The sequence below is a fragment of the Lentzea sp. HUAS12 genome (assembly GCF_024125735.1).
Classification (GTDB): Bacteria; Actinomycetota; Actinomycetes; order Mycobacteriales; family Pseudonocardiaceae; genus Lentzea; species Lentzea albida.
The window spans coordinates 8454516-8476279 of sequence record NZ_CP099738.1 but is presented as its reverse complement, the minus strand read 5'-3'; the positions used below and the strand labels follow the sequence as shown (position 1 = coordinate 8476279).

Genomic DNA, 21764 nt, shown 5'->3' with positions numbered 1-21764 from the left:
TTGGCTTTCACGATCGACTTCGTTGTCCCGCAGGGAGTTCCGAGGTCCTCGTTGCTGCCGTGAGAAATACTAGACCACGTCCCCGCCAGAAGTGAAATCGGCCCCCACCTAAGCGCAAACGCGCAGGTGAGGGCCGGTCTCCAGGCTCATCTCAGGCGTGGGCCGTGGAGAGCTCGCACACGAGGAGCTCCGGCAGTTCCGCCAGGGTCTCGATGGACGACAGGCCCGCGGGCAGCGTGCCGCCGGTCGGGCCCACGCGATTGATCCAGACGCCGTGCATTCCCGCGTCGCGCGCGCCGATGGCGTCGGCGTGCAGGCGGTCGCCCACGTGGACGGTGTCGCCGGGCGGTACGCCCAGGGCGAGGCACGCGGTGTGGAAGATCACGCGGTCCGGCTTGGCGCAGCCCACCTCTCCGGCGATGAGCACGGCGTCGAAGTACTCGGCGAGGCCGAGCTGGGCGATCTTCATGCGCTGGTGGCGGCCCGACGCGTTGCTGATCGCGGCGATCGGGAGGCCCGTGGCGCGCAGCCAGTCGAGCATCGGGATGGCGTCCGGGAACAGGCACCAGCTCGACGACAGGACCTCCTGGCGGCCCAGCTCGCGGCGGGTGGCCTCGCCGAGGGAGAGGTCCTCGCCGAGTGCGGCGAAGAACGCCTGGGTGCGGATGTTGCGCATCTGCTCGTACTGCAGCTCGCCGGCGAGCTGGCGGGAGACGTGGTCGTCGGTGATCCGCTGCCACAACGACCAGGCGTCGGCGTTACCGACCATCGAGGCCAACGCGGCTCGCGAAGAAGAGCTGTAGTCGACAAGTGTGTCGTCGACGTCCAGGCACACAGCGCGGATCTCGCCGGTTCTCTTACGCGTGAAAGTCGGGGACGCAGTTGTCACCCCGGAAGGTTAGGTGCGAGGGGCCCTCGTCCGATTCGGCTAACGAGGTGATTCCTATAGGTCCTTGCACGATCAAGCCGACCTTGAGGCCCCGAACGAACCAGTCAGACTGGTCCGAGCGCCGAATGCAATCACCCGGTCGAGTGTTGTTCGACTACGTGACGAGCGCCGCTCCAGCCGGCCGTTCCGCGGGCGCGACACCGTAGCTCGCACAACGACATTTCGCACCAGCCGCAACCTTTTCGAGGCCTGGCCCACCAGACAGTCCACAGTGGACCAAGCTCGGTACGAGAGCCACGCCACCGCGAACACAGCTTGACGCACTGGGCGATCAGGAGCATGCTGACCTTAATTCAACATGAGTTGAAAAGAGGGGATCACCATGGAGAGGACAACCTGTCTCGTCGTCGGCGGCGGGCCTGCCGGGATGGTGCTGGGGCTGCTGCTGGCGCGCGGTGGCGTCGAGGTCACGGTGCTGGAGAAGCACGGCGACTTCCTGCGCGACTTCCGCGGCGACACGGTGCACGCGTCAACTCTTACGCTGCTGGACGAACTGGGGCTCGGTCCGGCTTTCGCGCAGGTACCGCACCAGGACGTCGACAAGATCGAGGCGCTGCTCGACGGCGGCGCCAAGGCCACGATCGCCGACCTGTCGCGACTTCCCGGCCCGAACAAGCGCATCGCGATGGTGCCGCAGTGGGACTTCCTCGACCTGCTGGCGGACGCGGGCAGGGCGGAGCCGGCGTTCACGCTGCGGATGAACACCGAGGTCACCGAGATCACCAAGAGCGGCAGCAGGGTCACGGGCGTGAAGTACCGGGACCGCGTCGACGGGCACGAGGGTGAGTTCGCGGCCGACCTGGTCGTCGCGGCGGACGGGCGGAGTTCGATCCTGCGCGCGGCCGCGGAACTCCCGGTCTACAGCTTCGGCGCGCCGATGGACGTGTGGTGGTTCCGCTTGCCGCGCAGGAAGAGTGACGACGTGAAGGGCGGCGCAGGCAGGTTCAGCTCCGGCAGCGGGCTCGTCCTCATTCCACGCGGCGAGTACTTCCAGTGCGCGTTCCTCATTCGCAAGGGGACGGACCAGGCGGTGCGCGCCGAGGGCGTCGAGAAGTTCCGCGACCGCGTCGTCACGCTCGTCCCGTGGCTCGCGGACAGGGTCGGCCACCTCGAGGACCTCGACGAGGTGAAGCTGCTCGACGTGAAGCTGGACCGGTTGCGCCAGTGGCACGTCGACGGGCTGTTGTGCATCGGTGACGCGGCGCACGCGATGTCGCCGGTCGGCGGGGTGGGCATCAACCTGGCCGTGCAGGACGCGGTCGCGGCGGCGACGCTGCTGGCGAAGCCGTTGCGGGAGGGCCGGGTCACGCCCGCGGTGCTCGCGAAGGTGCGCGGGCGCAGGCTCTTCCCGACCGTGCTGATCCAGACCGTGCAGCGGGTGGTCCACCGGATGTTCCTCGGGCGCAAGCTCAACAGCACCGAGACGGTCTCCAGCACGGGCGTGCCGCTGCCGCTCAAGCTCGCGCAGAAGCTGCCGTTCCTGCAGGCGGTTCCGGCCTACGTGATCGCGATCGGCCCGCGCCCCGAGCACGCGCCCGACTTCGCGCGGAGGGACCCGCAGACCATCGTCAGGTCGTGACGAACGCCTCGGCGGACTCGCCGAGCACCATCGCCACGGCGTGGGCGCGGTCACGAGCGCCCAGCTTGCGCAGGATCGCCTTCACGTGGGTCTTCACGGTGTCGTTGCTGATGAAGAGCCGCTGGGCGATGCGCGCGTTGTCCATGCCCTTCGCCATCTCGGCCAGCACGTCGAACTCGCGCGCCGACAGCCGGCCGAGCGCGGCAGGCGGGGGCATCCGCGCAGGCAGACGCGCCAGCGACCCCACCCGCGCGTCGATCGTGGCGGGAGCACCGCGCACGGCGGCCACGATCAACGGCAGCAACTCGGCCACCGGAGACGTCTTCAGCAGGTAGGCCACCGCGCCGGCGTCGAGCGCCGCGCGGGCCCAGCTCGGACTGTCCGCATTGGACAACACGACGACTCGGGCGCCCGGCCGGTACTGCGCCGTGTCCCGCACGGTGCGCAGCGGCCCGGCGCCCGGCACGTCGAAGTCCGTGACGACCAGGTCCACCAGCGTGCCGCGCAGACTGCGCGCAGCGTCGGCCACGGTGTGAGCGATACCCACAACGCGGAAGCAGTGCGTGCGGTGCAGCGAGATCCGCAGCCCTTCGGTGATGAGCTGCGAACCGTCGACCAGCAACACACGGGTGGACGCCTGGTCCGTCATGACACCGGGAAGTTACTCGCGGGTACCCGGGTGCGTAAGCCGCCAGGTGCCGGATTGCTCCGTACGGCTACCTATTTGCGACCGGATTGGTGAGCGTGCCGAGGCCGTCCACAGTCACGGACACCGTCTGTCCGGCCGTCAGCGGCCCGACACCGGCCGGGGTGCCGGTCAGGATCAGGTCGCCCGGCAACAGCGTCATGATTCCCGACACGTACTCCACGAGTGACGGAATGTCGTGCACCATCAACGAAGTACGTCCGTCTTGTTTGACCTCACCGTCGACCTCGGTGACGACGCGCACGTCCGACGGGTCGAACTGGGTCTCGATGAACGGACCCAGCGGGCAGAACGTGTCAAAACCCTTGGCACGCGTGAACTGCACGTCCTTCTTCTGCAGGTCGCGCGCCGTCACGTCGTTGGCGATCGTGTAACCCATGATCACGCTGGTGGCCTTGGCCCGCGGCACGTCGCGGCACGGCTGGCCGATGATGACGGCCACCTCGCCCTCGAAGTCGACGCGCTCGGACACGGCCGGGAGCTTGATCTCCACGTTCGGGCCGATCACCGACGTGTTGGGCTTGAAGAACAGCAACGGCTCCGCGGGGACCTCGTTGCCGAGCTCCTTCGCGTGGTCCGCGTAGTTCCGCCCCACGCCGATGATCTTGGTCGGCAGGATGGGCGCGAGCAGCCGCACGTCGGCCAGCGGCCACTTGCGGCCGGTGAACGTGGGCGTGCCGAAGGGGTGTTCGGCGATCTCTGCGGCTTCGTCGCCCTGGACCTCGACGAAAGCCACACCTGCGGGATGAGCAATTCGGGCAATGCGCACGACCCCAGCTTACGAGGTCAGCTGGAGCGCATCGACTTGTGCACGAGCGCGTCGCACAGGGCGAGCCAGCTCGCCTCGACGATGTTCCCGTGCACGCCGACCGTCGTCCACTCGCGCTCACCGTCCGTGGACTCCACGAGCACGCGCGTCACCGCGTCCGTGCCGGGGTGCTCGGTGAGGATGCGCACCTTGTAGTCGGCCAGTTCGACGGTGTCCAACCAGGACAGGTGCGGCACCAACGCCTTGCGCAGCGCCGCGTCCAGGGCGTGCACGGGCCCGTTGCCCTCGGCGGTGGCGATGACCCGCTCCCCCGCCACGTGCACCTTGACCGTGGCCTCGGACACGATCTCGCCGTCCGACCGGTGGTCGAGCACCACCCGGTAGGACTCGAGCGAGAACGGCGGAGTGTCCAGTTGGGACAGCTCGTCGCGCAGCAGGAGTTCCATCGAGGCGTCGGCGGCCTCGAACGACCACCCCTTCGCCTCCAGCTCCTTCACGCGCTTGAGAGCGCTCCCGACCTCGGTTGACCGGCCGGCCAGGTCGAGCCCGAACTCACGTCCCTTGAGTTCGATGCTCGCCCGACCGGCCATCTCGGTGACCAGCACCCGCATGTCGTTGCCGACGATGTCCGGATCGATGTGGTTGTACAGCTCCGGATCCACCTTGATCGCGCTCGCGTGCAGACCCGCCTTGTGGGCGAATGCTGACGACCCGACATAAGCCTGGTGGGTGTCGGGTGCGATGTTCGCGATCTCGGCCAACGCATGGGAGACACGGGTGAGCTCGGCCAGTGCCCCGGTCGGGAGCACCTCCATGCCGAGTTTGGTCACGAGGTTTCCCACGACGGCGAACAGGTCCGCATTGCCTGCTCGCTCGCCATATCCATTGGCGGTGCACTGAACGTGCGTCGCTCCGGCCTGAACGGCCGCGAGGGTGTTCGCCACCGCGCAGGACGTGTCGTCCTGGCAGTGGATTCCGACGCGGAAGCCCGTCTTCTCGACGATCTCCGCGACCGTACCGGCGAGGCCGAGCGGCAGCTGCCCGCCGTTGGTGTCGCACAGCACAACGACGTCCGCGCCACCCTCCACAGCGGACTCCAGCACCCTCAGGCTGGTGTCCGGGGAGAACGCGTACCCGTCGAAGAAGTGCTCGGCGTCGAGGAACACACGCCTGCCGTGGTCCTTCAGGTAGCGCACGGTGTCGTACACCATCTTCAGGTTCTCGTCGGTGTCCGTCCGCAACGCCCGCTCGATGTGCCGCAGGTCCGACTTGGCCACCAGCGTCACCACCGGCGCCTGCGAGTCCAGCAGCGCCTTGACCTGCGGGTCCTCCTCGACCTTGACCCCGGCCTTGCGCGTCGCCCCGAACGCGACCAGCTTGGCGTGCTTCAGTTCCAGATCACCGGCCGCGGCCCGCGCGAAGAACTCCGTGTCCTTGGGCAGCGCGCCGGGCCAGCCGCCCTCGATGAACCCGACGCCGAGCCCGTCCAGCAGCCGCGCGACGGCGAGCTTGTCCGTGACGGAGTACGAAATGCCCTCACGCTGTGCGCCGTCGCGCAACGTCGTGTCGTAGACGTGGAACTCGTCGGAAGGGCCGGCCATCGGGGTCATCTCCTCATCAGGACAAACAAAAAGACCCCCCGCGGGATGCGAGAGGTCTGCGCGTCGGGTGCCAGGGGCGGCAACTACCCGACGCGCTCGTCAATAATGATGGCGGTGAACTGAGCCATGTCGGCGATGCTGCCACAGGTCTTGGTGGCGTACCAAGCGACGGGAGGAAATCTCCCACTATCTGGTCACGGGTTCACGCCTGTGACGGCGGAGCGGAACGGGCGCCGGTCCGTCCGCGAGGACCGGCCGGCGCCCGTTCCGGACGCTCTCAGGCCCCGGCCAGGAACTTCGCGAACGCCTCGATCGAGGCAGCGTTCCGAGGCCCCTCCACCAACGCCGCATAAGGCAGTGAGAAGAACCGCTTCCCCCGAACAGCAGGCGAGTTGGCCAGCGGCGCGTACCCCTCCAGGAACCGCTGCTTCTCCTCAGGCGTGTTCGCCTCACCGTCCGCGTAATCCACGATCAGCACGACGTCCGGGTTCCGCTGCACCACCGCCTCCCAGTTCACGGTGGTCCAGCTGTCGTTCAGGTCCCCGAAGATGTTGTCCCCACCGGCCTTCGAGATCACGTCCTGCGGTGCCGCGTTCTTGCCGGACGTGAACGGCTGGTCCTGCCCGCTGTCGTACAGGAACACCTTCGGCCGCGGCTTGCCCGCCATCAACCGCCCGGCGGCAGCGATCTGCTCCTCGTATCCCTTGATCAGCTCCTCCGCCTCGGCCTCGACGCGGAAGATCTTCCCGAGGTTGCGCAGGTCCGTGTACAGCGCGTCCAGCGCCGGCATGATGCCGCGCTGCTTGCCCACGCCGTTGCGGCACGCCTCGGTCAGGAGGTACGTGCCGATGCCGAGCTCCTTCAGCGCGTCCGGGGTGAAGCCGGTGCTCTCGCTGAAGCCGTAGTTCCAGCCGGCGAAAACGAGATCCGCGTTGGCGCCCTGGACGACCTCCTTGGAGATCTTGTCGGCCAGGTGCTTCGAGCTCTCGAAGTCGGCCTTCCACGGCGAGCTCTGCACGTCCACCGTCTTGAGGCCGTTGACCACGTAGCCCGCCATGCGGTCCTTCAGGCCCAGCGCGAACATCATCTCGGTGATGCCGGTGTCGTTGGTGACCACTTTGGACGGCACGCGGTCGAAGGTGACCTGCCGGCCGCAGTTCGTGACGGTCACCGGGTCGGACGCGGAGGGGTCATTCGCGACCGTGGCGCCACAGCCGGAGACGAGCAGCAGGGCGGCTGTGACTAGTGCGATTCTCAAGGGGTGACCTCCTGGTCGAACAGGAGCTGGGGCACTCCTGTTGTCGGGTGCCGCACTACGTGCGCGCTCACGTGGAAAACCTTGGCGATCAGCTCCGGAACGAGGACTTCCGACGGTGTGCCGGAGGCGACCAGGCGCCCCTCGTCGAGCACGTGCAGGCGGTCGCAGTAGGACGCGGCGAGGTTCAGGTCGTGCAGTACGGTGAGCACGGTGACGCCCAGGCTCCGCGCCAACGCGAGCACCTCGAGCTGGTGGCGGATGTCGAGGTGGTTGGTGGGCTCGTCCAGCACGAGGACGCGGGGTTCCTGGGCGATCGCGCGGGCGATGAGCACGCGCTGGCGTTCGCCGCCCGAGAGGCTCAGGAAGCTGCGGGAGGCCAGGTGTGCGACGTCCACTGTGTCCAGTGCCTCGGCCACCACGCGGCGGTCGCGGGCGGGGTCGCGTTCGTGCGGCAGGCGGGCCATCTCGACGACCTCGGCGACCGTGAAGTCGAACTCGACCTGCGACTCCTGCGACAGGGCGGCGAGGTCGCGGGCGATGTGCTGTCGCTTGTGGACTCCGACGCCGCCGACGAGCACCGCACCCGAGTCCGGTTTCAGGGCGCGGTAGACGCAACGCAGCGTCGTGGACTTGCCGCTGCCGTTCGGGCCGACGATGCCGACGACCTCGTCCTCGGCGTGCAGCGTGATGTCCGCGATGATGCCGCGGACGGTGACCTGCTCGATGTCGACGCGCATCAACGTCCTCCGAACACGTAGCTCTTGCGGCGCATGAGGAAGATGAAGCACGGCACGCCGATCGCGGCCGTGATGACGCCGAGCGGGAGCTCCTCGGGCGCCGCGAGCATCCGCGCCGCCACGTCGACCCAGACCAGGAACGACGCTCCGGCGAGGGGGGCGAGCGGGAGGACCTTGCGGTGGTCCGCGCCCACGACCATGCGGGTGAGGTGCGGCAGCATCAGCCCGACGAACCCCACCGCGCCGCTGACCGCCACGAGCACGCCGGTGATGCCGGCGGTGACGACGAAGAGGTGCGTGCGGAACCGGTTGACCGGCACGCCGAGCGTCGTCGCGGTCTCGTCCCCCATCGCGAGCGCGTTCAGCTGCCGGGCCCTGGTCATCAGGTAGGCGATGCCCAGCACCGTCACGACGGCGGCGATCGGCAACGCGGTCCAGGTCGCGCCGCCCAGGCTGCCGAGCAACCAGAACATGGCCGACCGCGCCGCCTCGCCGTGCGGTGCCTGGAACACCAGCAGCATCGCCACGGCGGAGAACCCGTACGCCAGTGCGGTTCCGGTCAGGACCAGCCGCAACGGTGTGAGCCCTCGGCTCGTGCGTGCGGTGATGTAGACCAGGGCCGTGGCGCCGAGACCGGTGACGAACGCGCCGACCGACAGCGCGTAGACGCCGAGGCCGGACAGGACGCCCATCGTCGCCACGGCCGTCGCGCCCACGCTCGCGCCTGAGGAGATGCCGAGCACGTACGGGTCGGCCAGGGCGTTGCGGACCATCGCCTGGATCGCCACCCCGACCGCGCTCAGGCCCGCGCCGACGACCGCGGCGAGCAGGACTCGGGGCAACCGGATGTCCCAGACGATGTGGTACTGCCCGGCGAGGTCGGCGGGCACGGTGCCGCCGCTCAACGCCGCCCACAACAGGTCGAGCGTCACGCCGAACGGAACGGAGACGGGCCCGAGGGCCACACCCGCGACGATGCTGACGACGAGCACGCCGACGAGCGCGCTGATCTTGGAGATCACTGATGCCCTTCCCGCAGTCCACGGCAGGAGTTGGTTCCTCGGTCCACCGTGCACGGGTGTTCGGGCTCGTCCCCACTTCTGAGGGGACCTACCGTTGCGGGTCAGCGCCGGACTTCGACCGGTCTTCCCCCACGCACGACTTCGGTGACCCTACCTGCGGAAACAGGAAGTTCGAAAATTTCCGGGGTGTGATGTCGATCCGGCATCGCCCCCGTTCGACCTCTGGACGTCAACGAACCGCCCGGCACAGGGAGACACACCGTGAAGTACATGCTGATCATGCGCGCCACCGACGAGGCCTTCGCGAACATGGGCGAGTTCGACTTCGACCAGATGCTGGAGACGGTCGGGGCGTTCAACGACGAGCTGATCCGCGCCGGCGTGCTGCTGGCCGCCGAGGGCCTCTCCGACCCGTCCGAGGGCGTCGTCGTCGACTACTCGCAGGAACCGCCGGTCGTCACGGACGGCCCGTACGGCGAGACCAAGGAGCTCTTCAACGGCTTCTACCTGCTGAACGTCTCCTCGATCCAGGAGGCGGTCGAGTGGGCGAAGCGCATGCCGATGGCCGGACCGGGCTTCAAGACCGAGATCCGCCGCGTGCCGACGATCGACGAGTTCCCGCAGGACAACGAGTGGATCAAGAAGGAGCGCGCGTGGCGTGAGGCCCACGGCCAGCTCTGACCCGCGCCCGGAAACGCCGAAGCCCGGCCGGAACACGTCCGGCCGGGCTTCAAAACGTCTGAGGAGAAACTCAGCCCGTGCGCACGTTCGACGACACGAGAGCGGCGAGCCTGTCGCCGATCGCGTAGGTCGCGCCCGGCGACTGGTGGTCGCGCGTCGCCAGGTCGAACGCCACGGAGGCCTCGATCCGGCGGGACGCCTCGTGCTCGCCGAGGTGGTCGAGCAGCAGCGCGACCGACAGCACGGCGGCCGTCGGGTCGGCGATGCCCTGGCCCGCGATGTCCGGCGCCGAACCGTGCACCGGCTCGAACATCGACGGGTTGCGCCTGGTGACGTCCATGTTCCCCGACGCGGCCAGGCCGATGCCGCCCGTGACGGCGGCGGCGAGGTCGGTCAGGATGTCGCCGAACAGGTTGTCCGTGACGATCACGTCGTAGCGCGCCGGGTCGGTGACCATGTGGATGGTCGCCGCGTCCACGTGCTGGTAGGCGACGGTGACGTCCGGGTGCTGCAGCGAGACCTCCTCCACCACGCGCGACCACAACGAGCCGGCGTGCGTGAGGACGTTCGTCTTGTGCACCAGCGTCAGGTGCCGGCGCTGGCGGTTCGAGGCGCGCGCGAACGCGTCCCTGACCACCCGCTCGACGCCGAACGAGGTGTTCAGCGAGACCTCGGTGGCGATCTCGTGCGGCGTGTCCTTGCGGAGCAGGCCGCCGTTGCCCGCGTACGGGCCCTCGGTGCCCTCGCGCACCACCACCATGTCGATCTCCGGCGGGTCCGCGAGCGGGCTGCGGACACCGGGGTAGAGACGAGCAGGGCGGAGGTTCACGTGGTGGTCGAGTTCGAAGCGCAGCCTGAGCAACAGGCCCCGCTCCAGGATTCCGCTCGGCACCGACGGGTCGCCGACCGCGCCGAGCAGGATCGCGTCGTGCTGGCGAAGCTCTCCCAGCACCGACTCGGGCAACAACTCTCCCGTGGCGTGCCAGCGCGCCGCGCCGAGGTCGTAGCGAGTGATCTCGGCCGCCGGAACGACCTCGTTGAGGACCTTCAGGGCCTCAGCGATGACCTCGGGCCCGATCCCGTCTCCTGGGATCACTGCGAGCCGCATCCACACACCTCCCAGGTGTCAGTCCCCAATTGGTGGGACTATTTTCCTCACGCGAAAGGCTACCGGCATCGCGGCCGCCCGCCGCATGCCGGACACCCCATCGGGGTGTTATCTCCCGTACTGCGGGACACCCACACGGCCTATACCGCACTTTCGGGTGTCACTCGACCGCAGGAACGGGGTCGCGTCAAGGGGTGACGGCAGGCAGTTCCGGACCGTGACGTGCCGAGAGGCCCGGCTCTCCGATGGAGAAACCGGGCCTCTCGTCAGACATCCGACCTAGTGGGCTCAGGAAGCGCCACCGCGGCCGCTCGACTTCACCGTGACGACCGACGCGCGGTCACCGTTGGCGTTGTGGTGGTTGAGGACCAGCAGGCCCTCGGACCTGTCGGCCTTGAGCGCGGCCTCGTCCTTGTTCACCACGAGCGCGGTGCCCGGCTTCGCGACGTACGAGAGCGCCGCGTTGCCGCCGCCTTGCGCCCACAGACCCGGCTTGAGCGGGTCGAAGGACAGGTTGCGGTCGATCACGTCGATCAGCCTGTTCGCGTTGCCCGGCGCCGGGTAGTAGCCCGTGGTGCCCACGACGTACGACAGGCGCGCCGTGTCCTTCGTCGCGTCGATGCCCAGTGCGCTCAGCAGCACCGGCAGGACGACGACGTTGGTGTCCTGGACGTTCGCGTCGACGTCGCCGAACAGGCCGTTCACGCCCTGGATGTCGACGGTCTCGCCCGTCTTCAGGTCCACGGTGGACGCGACCAGCAGGTCGGTGTCGGTCAGGCGGGTCGCGTACACCTCGAAGTCCGCCGTGCCGTCACCGTTGGTGTCGATGTCGACGAACGGGATGGTGTTCTTGCCCAGGTTGTACCAGTTGCCCCACGTCGCGACACCGAATGCGAGCAGCGCCTCCTCGGGCTTGCCCTGCGCCTTGGCCAGCGGGGCCGTGGAGGCCGCGCCGACGTACCGCAGGTCGCCGCCCTTGGCGGTGTCGTTGAGCGCGCAGTTCTCGGTGACGTTGCGGCGGCAGTCGCGCAGCTTCGGCGACTGGGCCTGCAACTCGAGGACGCTGACCAGCGAGCGGTAGGCCTGCGAGCCGGAGCCCTGGTCGACGCCCCTGCCGGTCAGGTTCAGCACGGCCTGCTTGTCGTTGCCGCGGAACTTGATGCTGTCGGCCGTGTTGATGTCGGCCACCGGCTTCGGCGCCGAGTACACCGACAGGCGCAGCGGCACGGTGGCGCCGGAGGTCGGCGTGAAGGTCACGCGGCCGGAGGCGTCCGCGAGGAACTGCCGCGGCACGTCGAGCTGCAGCGGCTCGACCGTCGAGTCGACCGTCTTGCGCAGGGCCTTCGGGTCGGTGATCTTCAGGGTGACCTTGACGCGCGCGACGCCGCGCGGGCTCAGCTTCACCTTGTCCTGCGAGAGCACGTAGCTCACGCCGGGGATCGTCGTGGCGGCGCTGTAGCCGACCTTGTACTCCACGGACTTCGTGGACTTGTTGACGACCTTGATGGTCTTGGACAGCGAGACCGGCTTCGAGACCTCGACGACGCCGAAGTTCGCACTGACGTAGCCGTTGTCCTCCTCGACGTACGCGAGGACCTGGTTGTCGATCGCGGACTTGCCGTCCACGCGGCCGGTGCCGACCCGGTTGGGCGCGAAGGTCTTGCCGTTCTCCTTCACGTCCGCGCCGGCGGTGTTCATGATCGAGGCCTTGACCTCTTCCAGCGTCCAGTCCGGGTGCGCCTGGCGGACCAGGGCGGCGATGCCCGCGACGTGCGGGGAGGCCATCGACGTACCGGAGATCACGAGGCGGTCGTTGCCGGAACCGACGGCGGTCGACGAGATCGTGTCACCGGGGGCGGCGACGTCCGGCTTGATGGACTGGCCGCGGGTGCCGCGGCTCGTGAACGCGCTCGGGGTGTCCGAAATGGACTGGTCGTACGTCGCGGTCGAGGTGCGCAGGTCACCCGCGAGGCGGACGACCAGCGTGCCGGCGTCGAGCGCCGGGCGGATCGCCGCGGTGGCCGAACCGGTGAACTGGAACATCGGGATGGCCGCGTTGCCCGCGATGCCCGCCGCGAAGTTCTCCAGGGTGGACGACAGGAGCGCGCCCTGACCGCCGGCGGCCTGCACGTTGTTCGCGCGGGCGGCCGAACCACAACGGCGCGTGGCGTCGTTGTCGTCCCACTCCAGCCAGACGAACTTGCCGGCGACGGCGTCGGTGATCGGCTGGCAGCCGTCGAGGTTGCCCGCCTGCGTCAGCTTCACGACCGGCAGTTCCTTGTTGTAACCCAGGTAGCCGGTGAAGTTCTGGCTGTACTGACCGGGCTTGAGGCCCTGGCCCTTGACCTCGGCGCCGTCGCGCAGCACGTAGGAGTCGCGCGTGGACGCGACGGTCAGCGCCTCGGGCGTGTTGCCCGGCGAGCCGCCGATGTCGTAGAGGTCGCCGCCGTTGCCCGCGGAGAAGACCGGCATGACGCCGACGCGGTACAGCTTCTTGACGAACAGGCTGTCGGGGTCGTCCGGGGCGCCGTAGTCGGAGCCGAGCGACAGGTTGACCACGTCGAGGTGGTCGGAGAAGTCGCCGTCCCCGTCGGGGTCGAGCGACCAGTCGAGGGCCTGCGAGGTGACGTTGGTCGAGCCCTCGCAGCCGAACACCTTGAGCGCGTAGATCTGGGCCTTCGGCGCGGTGCCGGGCCCGATCTTCATCTCGTTCAGCTTCGCGGCGTCGAGCTTGGTGTAGTCGCCCTTGAACGTGCTGCCGTCGGCGTTCTCACCGAAACCGGCCGTGGTGCCCGCGACGTGCGAGCCGTGGCCGTTGCAGTCGATCGGGTTGGGGTCGGGCTTCGGCGTGTTGATCGCCGGGTCGGTGCTCTCGCCGTCGTAGTCCTCGCCGACGAAGTCGTAACCGCCGACGACCTTCGCGGTCGGGAAGTTCGGGTCGGCCTTGGTCGGGTCGACGGCCTTGAACGCCTCGACCGTGCCGGGACCGCCGAAGTTCGCGTGCGTGTAGTCGACGCCGGTGTCGATGATGCCGACGCGGATGTCGTCGCCGAGCTTGCCGTACTGCTGCCAGACGTTGAGCGTCCTGGTGAGCTGGACGGCGTTCGAGTTCTGGCGCTTCTTCGGCACGACCGGGTAGACCGCGAGGACGTCGGCGCGCTGCGCGAGGTCGCGGACCTTCTGCGCGTCGGCCTGCACGACGACGCCGGGGACGCCGTTGGAGGTGCGGTAGAGCTCCTTGGTCTGCGTGTCGGCGCTCTTGAGCTGGCCGACGACCTGGTCCGCGGTGGCGGAGGTGTCGTTCTTGGCCTGCTTGGCGGCCTGCTTCGCGACCTCTTTGCCCTGGCTCTTCTTCTCCTCGAACGCGTCGACGGCCGGCTTGCGGTCCAGCGCGACGAACGCGGTGACGGAGCCCGCGGCGTTCAGCCTGGGAGAAACCTTGAGCTGCAACGCTTTCGCGTCCAGCCCCTGTGCACCCTTGACCGGCTGCGCGAGCGGTTCGCCCTGCGCCTGTGCGGTGGCGGGTGCGATCAGCAGTGTGGTGATGGCAGAGAACACCACCAGACTCGATCGTCTTTTCACAACGTTGCCCCAACCGAGGTGTGTGTTTCGACCCGTTGCGTGCAGTGCCGTGCCCTCTACGGCACCGGGTCAACCTCGGGGGGACGCTAATCGCTGATCGTGTGTCTGCGACTGCCCCGAAAGTATGAATATTGTCTACGGATAGTTGCCTGTTACGACTTCGTTGTGAATGACGATAGACACGGGAAGGGGACTTTGACCGTCCCCTTCCCGTTTGTCGTGACTATCCGAAGTCGACAGAGCGGACCGTGCGCGCGCCCACGGCGGCACCGATCGGGTCGAGCACCTGCGTGTCGACCGGGCGGTCGACGCGCAGCACCATGACGGCGTCGCTGCCGGTCTGGCTGATCTGCGCGGCCTCGATGTTCACGCCGGCCTCGCCGAGCAGCGTGCCGACGGTGCCCATGACGCCGGGGCGGTCCGGGTACTCGAGCAGCAGCACGGTGCCCTCGGCGCGGAGGTCGAAGTTGCGGCCGTTGATGTTCACCAGCTTCTCGACCTGCGCGATGCCGCTGATGGTGCCGGACACGCTGTTGGTCGAGCCGTCCGCCTGCACGGCCTTGACCGTGACGAGGCTGCGGTGGTTCGGGCTCTCGGTCTCCTTGGTGAGCTCGACCGTGACGCCCAGGTCGGCGGCGAGGCTCGGCGCGTTCACGAACGTCACCTGCGACTCGACGACCTTGGAGAACACCCCGCGCAGCGCGGCGAGCGGCAGGATCGCGACGTCCTCAGTGGACAGTTCGCCGCGGACCTCGACGGTGACCGTGGTCGGCGCCTTGGGCGTGAGTGCACTGAGGACGGTGCCCAGCTTCTGCACCAGCGGCAGGTACGGGCGCACCTCCTCGCCGACGGCGCCGCCCTGGACGTTGACGGCGTCCGGCACGAACTCGCCGGCGAGCGCGAGGATGACGCTCTTCGCGACGTCGGTGCCCGCGCGGTCCTGCGCCTCGGCCGTGGACGCGCCGAGGTGCGGCGTGACGACGATGCCCGGCACGTTGAACAGCGGGCTCTCGGTCGTGGGCTCGGTGGAGAAGACGTCGATGCCGGCGCCGCCGACCTGGCCCTCCTTGACCGCCTCGGCGAGGGCTTCCTCGTCGATGAGGCCACCGCGGGCGGCGTTGACGATGATGACGCCGCGCTTGGCCTTGGCCAGCTGCTCGGCACCGATCAGCCCCTTGGTCTCCGGCGTCTTCGGCAGGTGGATGGAGATCGCGTCGGCGCGCTCGAGGAGCTCCTCGAGGCTGACGAGTTCGATGCCGAGCTGCGCGGCGCGGGCGGCGCTGACGTACGGGTCGTAGGCGATGAGCTCGACACCGAACGCGGCGACGCGCTGCGCGAACAGCTGGCCGATCTTGCCGAGGCCGACGACGCCGACCGTCTTGCCGTTGATCTCGACGCCGTTGAACTTGGAGCGCTTCCACTCGTGGTTCTGCAGCGTCTCGTGGGCGGCCGGGATCTGGCGCGCGACGCTGAGGAGGAGGGCCACGGCGTGCTCGGCGGCGCTGACGATGTTGGACGTCGGGGCGTTGACGACCATCACGCCGTTCTGCGTGGCGGCCGGGACCTCGACGTTGTCCAGGCCGACACCCGCGCGGGCCACGACCTTCAGCTTGCGCGTGGCCGCGAAGACCTCGGCGTTCACCTGGGTGGCGGAACGGACGAGCAGGGCGTCCGCGTCTGCGACGGCGCTCAGGAGGGCTTCGCGGTCGGTGCCGTCGACGTGGCGCACTTCGACGCCGTCACCGAGAGCGTCCAGAACGGACGGCGCGAGCTTCTCGGCGATGAGGACAACAGGTCGGCTCGTGTTGCTCACGGACATCGCTCCCAGGAAGGGTCGGATCGTGGGGCGCGGGCGTGGTCGGGGGCGGCTGGCCCGCGCCGACCGGAGCACCGCAATGTGTCCGGACTGTTAACGAGCATAGACAGGGGGCTTGCGAGGGGATTCCGCCGGGTGGCTCAGGTCACTGCCCGCGTCTTGGAGTATGGGATGGGTGGGGCTGGACGTGCTGTTCACTCGTCAGGGTGACGTCCGGGGGTTGGGACCTGGTGGAGTGTTGCTGGTTCTTGCGCGGGTCGGGTTGTGTGGGTCTTGACGAGTTCGGGGGTGCGATTGGGGCTTGCACCGGCTCCCGATGCGTGAAGGTTCAGACGGCTCGCCGCGCATCGCCACACCAGGCTGCGTGCGTGGTCGGCCTGGTGCGGGTGGGCGCCGGTTGGCACCACGCGCCAGGCCTGCGTGCGTGGTCGCCCTGCGCGGGCGAGCGCGGCTGGTACCGCCCGCCGGGCTTGCGTGGGTGGTCGCCGTGGGTGGCGAGTGCGGTTGGCACCGCCTGAAAACCGGTCGCGCTGCTTCGGCGCGGGCCGCCATGCTGCGTGAATGCCACTGGTGTGGGTGACCGGCGCGTCCGGCGGCGGCAAGTCCGCCGTTTGTGCGCTGTTGCAGAGCCGTGGGGAGTTGGCGGTCGACACCGACTGGGAGGGCTACAACCAGTGGGTGGACCGGGTGAGCGGGCGGGCTGTGGTGGACCCGCCGGATCCGGTGCCGCCGGGCTGGCTCGACCGGTACGCGTGGCGGATTCGGCGTGAACTCGTCGAGGACCTCGCGGCGCGGGCTCGGGGGCGGGACGCGTTCCTCTGCGGGTACGTCGAGAACGAGGCCGAGGTGTGGGACCTGTTCGATCGCGTGGTGTGCGTGGTGATCGACGACGCGACGATGCGGCAGCGGTTGCTGACCCGGACGACCAACTCCTTCGGCAAGCATCCGGAGGAGTTGGCTGCCGCGTTGGCGCACAACGTGCACCTGGAGGCCACCTACCTGGGGCTCGGCGCGACGATCGTGGACGGGACGCTGCCGTTGGAGGAGGTGGCCGACCTGGTCACCAGGGCTCGTCGAACTCCCCGTCCTTGGCTCCCAGGACGAACGCGTCCCACTCCGCCATCGTGAAGGTCAGGACCGGTTCGAGCTGCTTGGAGTTGCGCATCGCGACGTAGGTGGCGCCGTCGGTGTGCTCGATGAACGCGATTTCGACGTGGCCGTCTTCCGGTTCGGGCTCCGGCGGGCGCTTCCACTGCGCGTTGCGGAGGTCGAGCTTGCCGCGCACGTGGGCCTTGTCGTCGTAGATCGGCGCGCTGTCGGTCATGCGCATGAAGTTAGCGGATGGAAGCGAACGAAAAGCGGAAAGGCCCGCTGAGCGTGCGCTCGGCGGGCCCTTCCCGGGAGAAGACTGACGTCAGGCCGTCTCGGTGATGGGGCGGTCGACCCACGACATCATGTCGCGGAGCTTCTTGCCCGTTGCCTCGATCGGGTGGTTCTCACCCTCCTGCTGCAGCTTCTTGTAGTTCGCGCGGCCGTTGTCGTCCTCGGCCACCCACTCGTTCGCGAAGGTGCCGTCCTGGATCTCGCCCAGGATCTTCTTCATCTCCTCCTTGACGGAGGGGGTGATGACGCGCGGGCCGCGGGTCAGGTCGCCGAACTCCGCGGTGTCGGAGATCGAGTAGCGCATGCGGGCGATGCCGCCCTCGTACATGAGGTCGACGATCAGCTTCAGCTCGTGCAGGCACTCGAAGTACGCGACCTCGGGGGCGTAGCCCGCCTCGGTGAGGACCTCGAAGCCCGCCTGGACCAGGGCCGAGGCGCCACCGCAGAGGACGGCCTGCTCGCCGAAGAGGTCGGTCTCGGTCTCTTCCTTGAACGTCGTCTTGATGACGCCGGCGCGCGTGCCGCCGATGCCCTTCGCGTACGAGAGGGCGAGGGCCTGCGCGTTGCCCGAGGCGTCCTGCTCGACGGCGATGAGCGCGGGGACGCCCTTGCCGTCGACGAACTGGCGGCGGACCAGGTGGCCCGGGCCCTTCGGGGCGACCATGGCGACGTCCACACCGGACGGAGCCGTGATGAGGCCGTAGCGGATGTTGAAGCCGTGGCCGAAGAAGATCGCGTCGCCCTCCTTGAGGTTCGCGGCGATCTCGTTGGCGTAGATGTGGCGCTGCGCGGTGTCCGGCGCCAGGATCATGATCACGTCGGCCCACGCGGAGACCTCGGACGGCGTACCGACCTCCAGGCCCTCCTCCTCGGCCTTGGCACGGGACTTGGAGCCCTCCTGCAGGCCGATGCGGACCTCGACGCCCGAGTCGCGCAGGGACAGCGCGTGGGCGTGGCCCTGGCTGCCGTAGCCGATCACGGCCACCTTGCGGCCCTGGATGATGCTCAGGTCGGCATCGTCGTCGTAGAAGATCTCAACGCTCACTGTATTTCCTTCTGTCTGGTTTCTAGCGAACCGCGGTGGCAGTGATGGAACGTGCGCCACGGCCGATGGCGACCATGCCGGACTGGACGATCTCGCGGAGCCCGTAGGGCTCCAGCATGCGCAGAAGTGCGTCGAGCTTCTCGGACGTGCCCGTCGCCTCGATGGTGACGGCCTCGGGCGAGACGTCGACGACCTTCGCGCGGAAGAGCTGGACGGTCTCGAGGACCTGCGACCGCACCGTCGCATCCGCACGAACCTTAATCAACACCAGTTGCCGCTGAACGGAAGCGGTGGGCTCCAGCTCGACGATCTTGATGACGTTGATGAGCTTGTTGAGCTGCTTGGTGACCTGTTCCAGCGGCAGCTCGTCGACCGACACCACGATCGTCATTCGCGAGATGTCGGGGTACTCCGTGCGGCCGACCGCCAGCGACTCGATGTTGAAGCCGCGGCGGGAGAACAGGCCGGCGACGCGTGCGAGCACACCGGGCTTGTCCTCGACCAAAACGCTCAGCGTGTGCCTGGTCATCAGATGTCCTCGTCGAACAGGGGGCGGATGCCGCGGGCGGCCATGATCTCGGAGTTGCCGGTTCCGGCCGCGACCATGGGCCACACCTGCGCGTCCTTGCCGACGACGAAGTCGACCACGACCGGCCTGTCGTTGATCTCCAGGGCCTTCGCGATCACCTCGTCCACCTCCTCGCGCGACTCGGCGCGCAGGCCCACGCAGCCGAGGGCTTCCGCCAGGAGCTTGAAGTCTGGGATGCGGTGCTTGTGCGTGCCCAGATCCGTGTTGGAGTACCGCTCGCCGTAGAACAGCGTCTGCCACTGGCGGACCATGCCCAGGTTGCCGTTGTTGATCACGGCGATCTTCACCGGCAGGCCCTCGATGGCGCAGGTGGCGAGCTCCTGGTTGGTCATCTGGAAGCAGCCGTCGCCGTCGATGGCCCACACCGTGCGGCCCGGCTCACCGGCCTTGATGCCCATGGCGGCGGGAACGGCGAAGCCCATCGTGCCGAGGCCGCCGGAGTTGATCCACGTGCGCGGGTGCTCGTACTTCACGAACTGCGCGGCCCACATCTGGTGCTGGCCGACGCCCGCGGTGTAGATCGTGTCGGCCGGCGACAGCGAGCCGATGCGCTCGATGACGTACTGCGGCGACAGCGTGCCGTCCTCGGGCCAGTCGTAGCCCAGCGGGAACGTCTCGCGCAGCGAGTTCAGCGTGGTCCACCACGGCGCCAGGTCGACGGCCTTGGCCGTCTCGCGCTCGGTGCGCACGGCGTCGATCAGCTCGGTGATGATCTCCTTGCAGTCGCCCACGATCGGGACGTCCGCGCGGCGGTTCTTGGAGATCTCGGCCGGGTCGATGTCGGCGTGGATGACCTGCGCGTCGGGGGCGAACGAGCCGAGCTGGCCCGTGACGCGGTCGTCGAAACGGGCGCCCAGCGCGATCAGCAGGTCCGACTTCTGCATCGCCGCGACGGCCGCGACGGTGCCGTGCATGCCGGGCATGCCCAGGTGCTGCTCGTGCGAGTCGGGGAACGCGCCGCGCGCCATCAGCGTCGTGACGACCGGGATGCCGGTGTCCTCCGCGAGGCGCAGCAGCTCGGCGTGCGCGTCCGCCTTGATCACGCCGCCGCCCACGTACAGGACGGGCTTGCGGGCGTTGACGATCAGCTTGGCGGCTTCGCGCACCTGCTTGCCGTGCGGCCGGGTCGTCGGCCGGTAACCGGGCAGGCGCATCTCGGGCGGCCACGAGAAGCTGGTCTGCTCCTGCAGCACGTCCTTCGGGATGTCGACGAGGACCGGGCCGGGTCGGCCGGTCGCCGCGATGTGGAACGCCTCCGCGATCGCCCGCGGGATCTCCGCGGCGTCGGTCACGAGGACGTTGTGCTTGGTGATCGGCATCGTGATGCCGCAGATGTCCGCCTCCTGGAAGGCGTCCGTGCCGATCAGCGGCCGCGACTGCTGGCCGGTGATCGCGACGACGGGCACGGAGTCCATGTTCGCGTCCGCGAGCGGGGTGACGAGGTTCGTCGCACCCGGTCCCGAGGTCGCCATGCAGACCCCGACCTTGCCGGTGGCCTGCGCGTATCCGGTCGCCGCGTGTCCCGCGCCCTGCTCGTGGCGGACGAGGATGTGCCGGACCTTCGTGGAGTCCAGCAGCGGGTCGTAAGCGGGGAGGATCGTGCCGCCGGGAATGCCGAAGACCACTTCGCAGCCGACCGCCTCAAGGGAGCGGACGAGCGACTGAGCACCGGTTACACGGATCGGTGCGCCCGTCGGCGGGGCCGGTTTGGGCCGCGGACCTGGACGTGGCGACGTGGGCTCGGAAGCCTGTCGCGATGGTGCGCTGGTCATCTCATTGCCTCGTGGGTATCGGGGTCCGGACACGAAAAAACCCTCGACAACCCGGAGAAGGGTCGTGCGAGGGTCGCGCGTCGACGCAGGCTGTTCGGCTCAGGCGTCGACGCGCCTGAGAAGTACGAGAACGAGCGTGCGCTGCATGGCCGGGACGTTATCGCCTCTGACAAGAGGGCGTCAACTCTGCGGGACGGAATTCCCGGATCGTGGACGTGGAACAATCGACCGGGTGAAGAAGCTGGTCTTTCGCATCCCGGCAACGGCCCTGCTCGCAGCGGCTTTGATCGTCATCTGCGTCACCCCTGTGGCGTGGCTCGCTCCGGGGCTGCAAGCGCTCTACGTCCTGCCGCTCGCCTACGCCTACTGGGTGCTGCGCAACCGCACGACGGTCACCGAGGAGGAGATCGTCGCGCGCGGGGTGTTCGGCACGACGACGCTCAACTGGTCCGAGGTGAAGTCGATCCGGCTGGTGCGGAAGGGGTGGCTGCGGGCGGTCAAGGCCGACGACTCCGAGGTGACGCTGCCCGCGGTGCGGTTCATGCACCTGCCGGCGCTGTCGGTCATCAGCGGCGGGCGCGTACCCGACACGACCGTTCCCGCACCGGTCGAGGAGCCCGCCGAAGAGCCCGCGGAGGCGAAGACCGACGAGGTCGTAGAGTCGGAGAAGTGATCAAACGAGTTCCGCTGCTGAGCCTGCTGCTGTCCATCGCAGGCCTGCTGACCTCGGCATATCTGACGTACACGCACTTCAACGCAAGCGCGCTGCTGTGCTCGGCGGACGCCGTCGTCGACTGCGAGACGGTGACCACGAGCGAGCAGTCGGAGCTGCTGGGCATCCCCGTGGCGTTCCTCGGACTGGCCTTCTTCGCCTTCCTGACCGTGATCTGCCTCCCGTTCGCGTGGCGGGTCGAGGCCCTGAAGTGGGTGCGTCTCGCGGCCGTCGGGATCGGCGTGCTGATGGTGGTCTACCTGGTCGCGGCGGAGTTCCTCATCATCGGCAAGATCTGCCTGTGGTGCACCGCCGTGCACGTGATCACGCTCGCACTGGCGTATCTGCTGGTCTCGTCGAGTCTGCGCACAAGTAACCTTTGAGGCACCGCTCCCAGACTGGTGGACGCCTCACCCCCGCGTCCCGCGCGCTTTTTTCTTGAACTGAATCTGGAG

19 protein-coding genes and 1 riboswitch are annotated in these 21764 nt (G+C 68.5%); of the genes, 5 read left to right on the top strand and 14 right to left on the bottom strand.

Annotation, left to right across the window (positions count from 1 at the left end; all coding sequences use genetic code 11):
- Nucleotides 1-151: 151 nt before the first annotated feature.
- The gene (locus ND450_RS39725) at nt 152-835 is read right to left on the bottom strand and encodes an HAD family hydrolase (protein ID WP_089925635.1); all 684 of its coding nucleotides are present in this window, start codon (nt 833-835) and stop codon (nt 152-154) included.
- Between the two features lie 436 nt (nt 836-1271).
- Between ND450_RS39725 and ND450_RS39720 the strand changes: the two genes are divergently transcribed.
- Nucleotides 1272-2528: an FAD-dependent oxidoreductase gene (locus tag ND450_RS39720; protein WP_253323222.1), complete on the top strand. Its 1257-nt coding sequence runs from the start codon at nt 1272-1274 to the stop codon at nt 2526-2528.
- Here ND450_RS39720 and ND450_RS39715 read toward each other — a convergent pair.
- From ND450_RS39715 to ND450_RS39690, 6 genes are all read right to left on the bottom strand, one after another.
- A complete protein-coding gene (locus ND450_RS39715) occupies nt 2518-3177 on the bottom strand; it encodes a response regulator transcription factor (protein WP_253323221.1) in 660 nt (219 codons plus the stop codon). The genes ND450_RS39720 and ND450_RS39715 overlap by 11 nt on opposite strands.
- 67 nt (nt 3178-3244) lie before the next feature.
- Entirely contained in the window at nt 3245-4003 is a 759-nt protein-coding gene (locus ND450_RS39710; protein ID WP_253323220.1) for a fumarylacetoacetate hydrolase family protein, read from the bottom strand.
- Nucleotides 4004-4020: 17 nt separating this feature from the next.
- A complete protein-coding gene (gene cimA, locus ND450_RS39705) occupies nt 4021-5604 on the bottom strand; it encodes a citramalate synthase (protein ID WP_253323219.1) in 1584 nt (527 codons plus the stop codon).
- 277 nt (nt 5605-5881) lie between these two features.
- Nucleotides 5882-6862, bottom strand: coding sequence for an ABC transporter substrate-binding protein (locus tag ND450_RS39700; protein ID WP_253323218.1), 981 nt, complete (start codon nt 6860-6862; stop codon nt 5882-5884).
- Nucleotides 6859-7599: an ABC transporter ATP-binding protein gene (locus ND450_RS39695; RefSeq protein ID WP_253323217.1), complete on the bottom strand. Its 741-nt coding sequence runs from the start codon at nt 7597-7599 to the stop codon at nt 6859-6861. Before ND450_RS39695 ends, ND450_RS39700 begins: the two co-directional genes overlap by 4 nt.
- Nucleotides 7599-8621, bottom strand: a complete 1023-nt coding sequence (locus ND450_RS39690; RefSeq protein WP_253323216.1) for an iron ABC transporter permease — start codon at nt 8619-8621, stop codon at nt 7599-7601. Before ND450_RS39690 ends, ND450_RS39695 begins: the two co-directional genes overlap by 1 nt.
- Nucleotides 8622-8675: 54 nt before the next feature.
- Nucleotides 8676-8751: riboswitch (cobalamin riboswitch) on the bottom strand.
- A gap of 131 nt (nt 8752-8882) precedes the next feature.
- Here ND450_RS39690 and ND450_RS39685 point away from each other — a divergent pair.
- Nucleotides 8883-9302, top strand: a complete 420-nt coding sequence (locus ND450_RS39685; RefSeq protein WP_253323215.1) for a YciI family protein — start codon at nt 8883-8885, stop codon at nt 9300-9302.
- A 70-nt stretch (nt 9303-9372) separates the two neighbouring features.
- Here the strand turns inward: ND450_RS39685 and ND450_RS39680 are convergent, their stop codons facing one another.
- The 3 genes from ND450_RS39680 to serA form a co-directional block, all read right to left on the bottom strand.
- Nucleotides 9373-10410 carry a 3-isopropylmalate dehydrogenase gene (locus tag ND450_RS39680; RefSeq protein ID WP_089925743.1) on the bottom strand — a complete coding sequence of 346 codons (1038 nt, stop codon included), beginning with the start codon at nt 10408-10410 and terminating at the stop codon, nt 9373-9375.
- Between the two features lie 288 nt (nt 10411-10698).
- On the bottom strand, nt 10699-13974 hold the full coding sequence (locus ND450_RS39675) for a S8 family serine peptidase (protein ID WP_371927807.1): 3276 nt from the start codon (nt 13972-13974) through the stop codon (nt 10699-10701).
- A gap of 241 nt (nt 13975-14215) precedes the next feature.
- Entirely contained in the window at nt 14216-15811 is a 1596-nt protein-coding gene (gene serA, locus ND450_RS39670) for a phosphoglycerate dehydrogenase (protein WP_371927540.1), read from the bottom strand.
- Nucleotides 15812-16369: 558 nt separating this feature from the next.
- On the opposite strand from serA, the gene ND450_RS39665 reads away from it, so the two are divergent.
- A complete protein-coding gene (locus tag ND450_RS39665) occupies nt 16370-16936 on the top strand; it encodes an AAA family ATPase (protein WP_253323214.1) in 567 nt (188 codons plus the stop codon).
- Here ND450_RS39665 and ND450_RS39660 read toward each other — a convergent pair.
- From ND450_RS39660 to ND450_RS39645, 4 genes are all read right to left on the bottom strand, one after another.
- Nucleotides 16869-17132, bottom strand: a complete 264-nt coding sequence (locus tag ND450_RS39660; RefSeq protein WP_089925599.1) for a DUF397 domain-containing protein — start codon at nt 17130-17132, stop codon at nt 16869-16871. The two genes, ND450_RS39665 and ND450_RS39660, sit on opposite strands and share 68 nt — an antisense overlap.
- 90 nt (nt 17133-17222) lie before the next feature.
- On the bottom strand, nt 17223-18236 hold the full coding sequence (gene ilvC / locus ND450_RS39655; RefSeq protein ID WP_253323213.1) for a ketol-acid reductoisomerase: 1014 nt from the start codon (nt 18234-18236) through the stop codon (nt 17223-17225).
- 22 nt (nt 18237-18258) lie between these two features.
- Nucleotides 18259-18765 carry an acetolactate synthase small subunit gene (gene ilvN / locus ND450_RS39650; protein ID WP_030467896.1) on the bottom strand — a complete coding sequence of 169 codons (507 nt, stop codon included), beginning with the start codon at nt 18763-18765 and terminating at the stop codon, nt 18259-18261.
- On the bottom strand, nt 18765-20597 hold the full coding sequence (locus ND450_RS39645; protein WP_253323212.1) for an acetolactate synthase large subunit: 1833 nt from the start codon (nt 20595-20597) through the stop codon (nt 18765-18767). The genes ilvN and ND450_RS39645 overlap by 1 nt, the downstream gene beginning before the upstream one ends.
- 232 nt (nt 20598-20829) lie before the next feature.
- On the opposite strand from ND450_RS39645, the gene ND450_RS39640 reads away from it, so the two are divergent.
- Nucleotides 20830-21270, top strand: coding sequence for a PH domain-containing protein (locus ND450_RS39640; protein WP_253323211.1), 441 nt, complete (start codon nt 20830-20832; stop codon nt 21268-21270).
- Entirely contained in the window at nt 21267-21692 is a 426-nt protein-coding gene (locus tag ND450_RS39635) for a vitamin K epoxide reductase family protein (protein ID WP_253323210.1), read from the top strand. The genes ND450_RS39640 and ND450_RS39635 overlap by 4 nt, the downstream gene beginning before the upstream one ends.
- Nucleotides 21693-21764 lie beyond the last annotated feature (72 nt).

What these genes read in the sequence shown, in the direction of transcription:
- ND450_RS39660 (WP_089925599.1), bottom strand. Translation starts at nt 17,132, where the DNA reads ATGACCGACAGCGCGCCGATCTACGACGACAAGGCCCACGTGCGCGGC.
- ND450_RS39720 (WP_253323222.1), top strand. Translation starts at nt 1,272, where the DNA reads ATGGAGAGGACAACCTGTCTCGTCGTCGGCGGCGGGCCTGCCGGGATG.
- ND450_RS39645 (WP_253323212.1), bottom strand. Translation starts at nt 20,597, where the DNA reads ATGACCAGCGCACCATCGCGACAGGCTTCCGAGCCCACGTCGCCACGT.
- cimA (WP_253323219.1), bottom strand. Translation starts at nt 5,604, where the DNA reads ATGGCCGGCCCTTCCGACGAGTTCCACGTCTACGACACGACGTTGCGC.
- ND450_RS39680 (WP_089925743.1), bottom strand. Translation starts at nt 10,410, where the DNA reads ATGCGGCTCGCAGTGATCCCAGGAGACGGGATCGGGCCCGAGGTCATC.
- ND450_RS39665 (WP_253323214.1), top strand. Translation starts at nt 16,370, where the DNA reads ATGCCACTGGTGTGGGTGACCGGCGCGTCCGGCGGCGGCAAGTCCGCC.
- ilvN (WP_030467896.1), bottom strand. Translation starts at nt 18,765, where the DNA reads ATGACCAGGCACACGCTGAGCGTTTTGGTCGAGGACAAGCCCGGTGTG.
- ND450_RS39695 (WP_253323217.1), bottom strand. Translation starts at nt 7,599, where the DNA reads ATGCGCGTCGACATCGAGCAGGTCACCGTCCGCGGCATCATCGCGGAC.
- serA (WP_371927540.1), bottom strand. Translation starts at nt 15,811, where the DNA reads ATGTCCGTGAGCAACACGAGCCGACCTGTTGTCCTCATCGCCGAGAAG.
- ND450_RS39715 (WP_253323221.1), bottom strand. Translation starts at nt 3,177, where the DNA reads ATGACGGACCAGGCGTCCACCCGTGTGTTGCTGGTCGACGGTTCGCAG.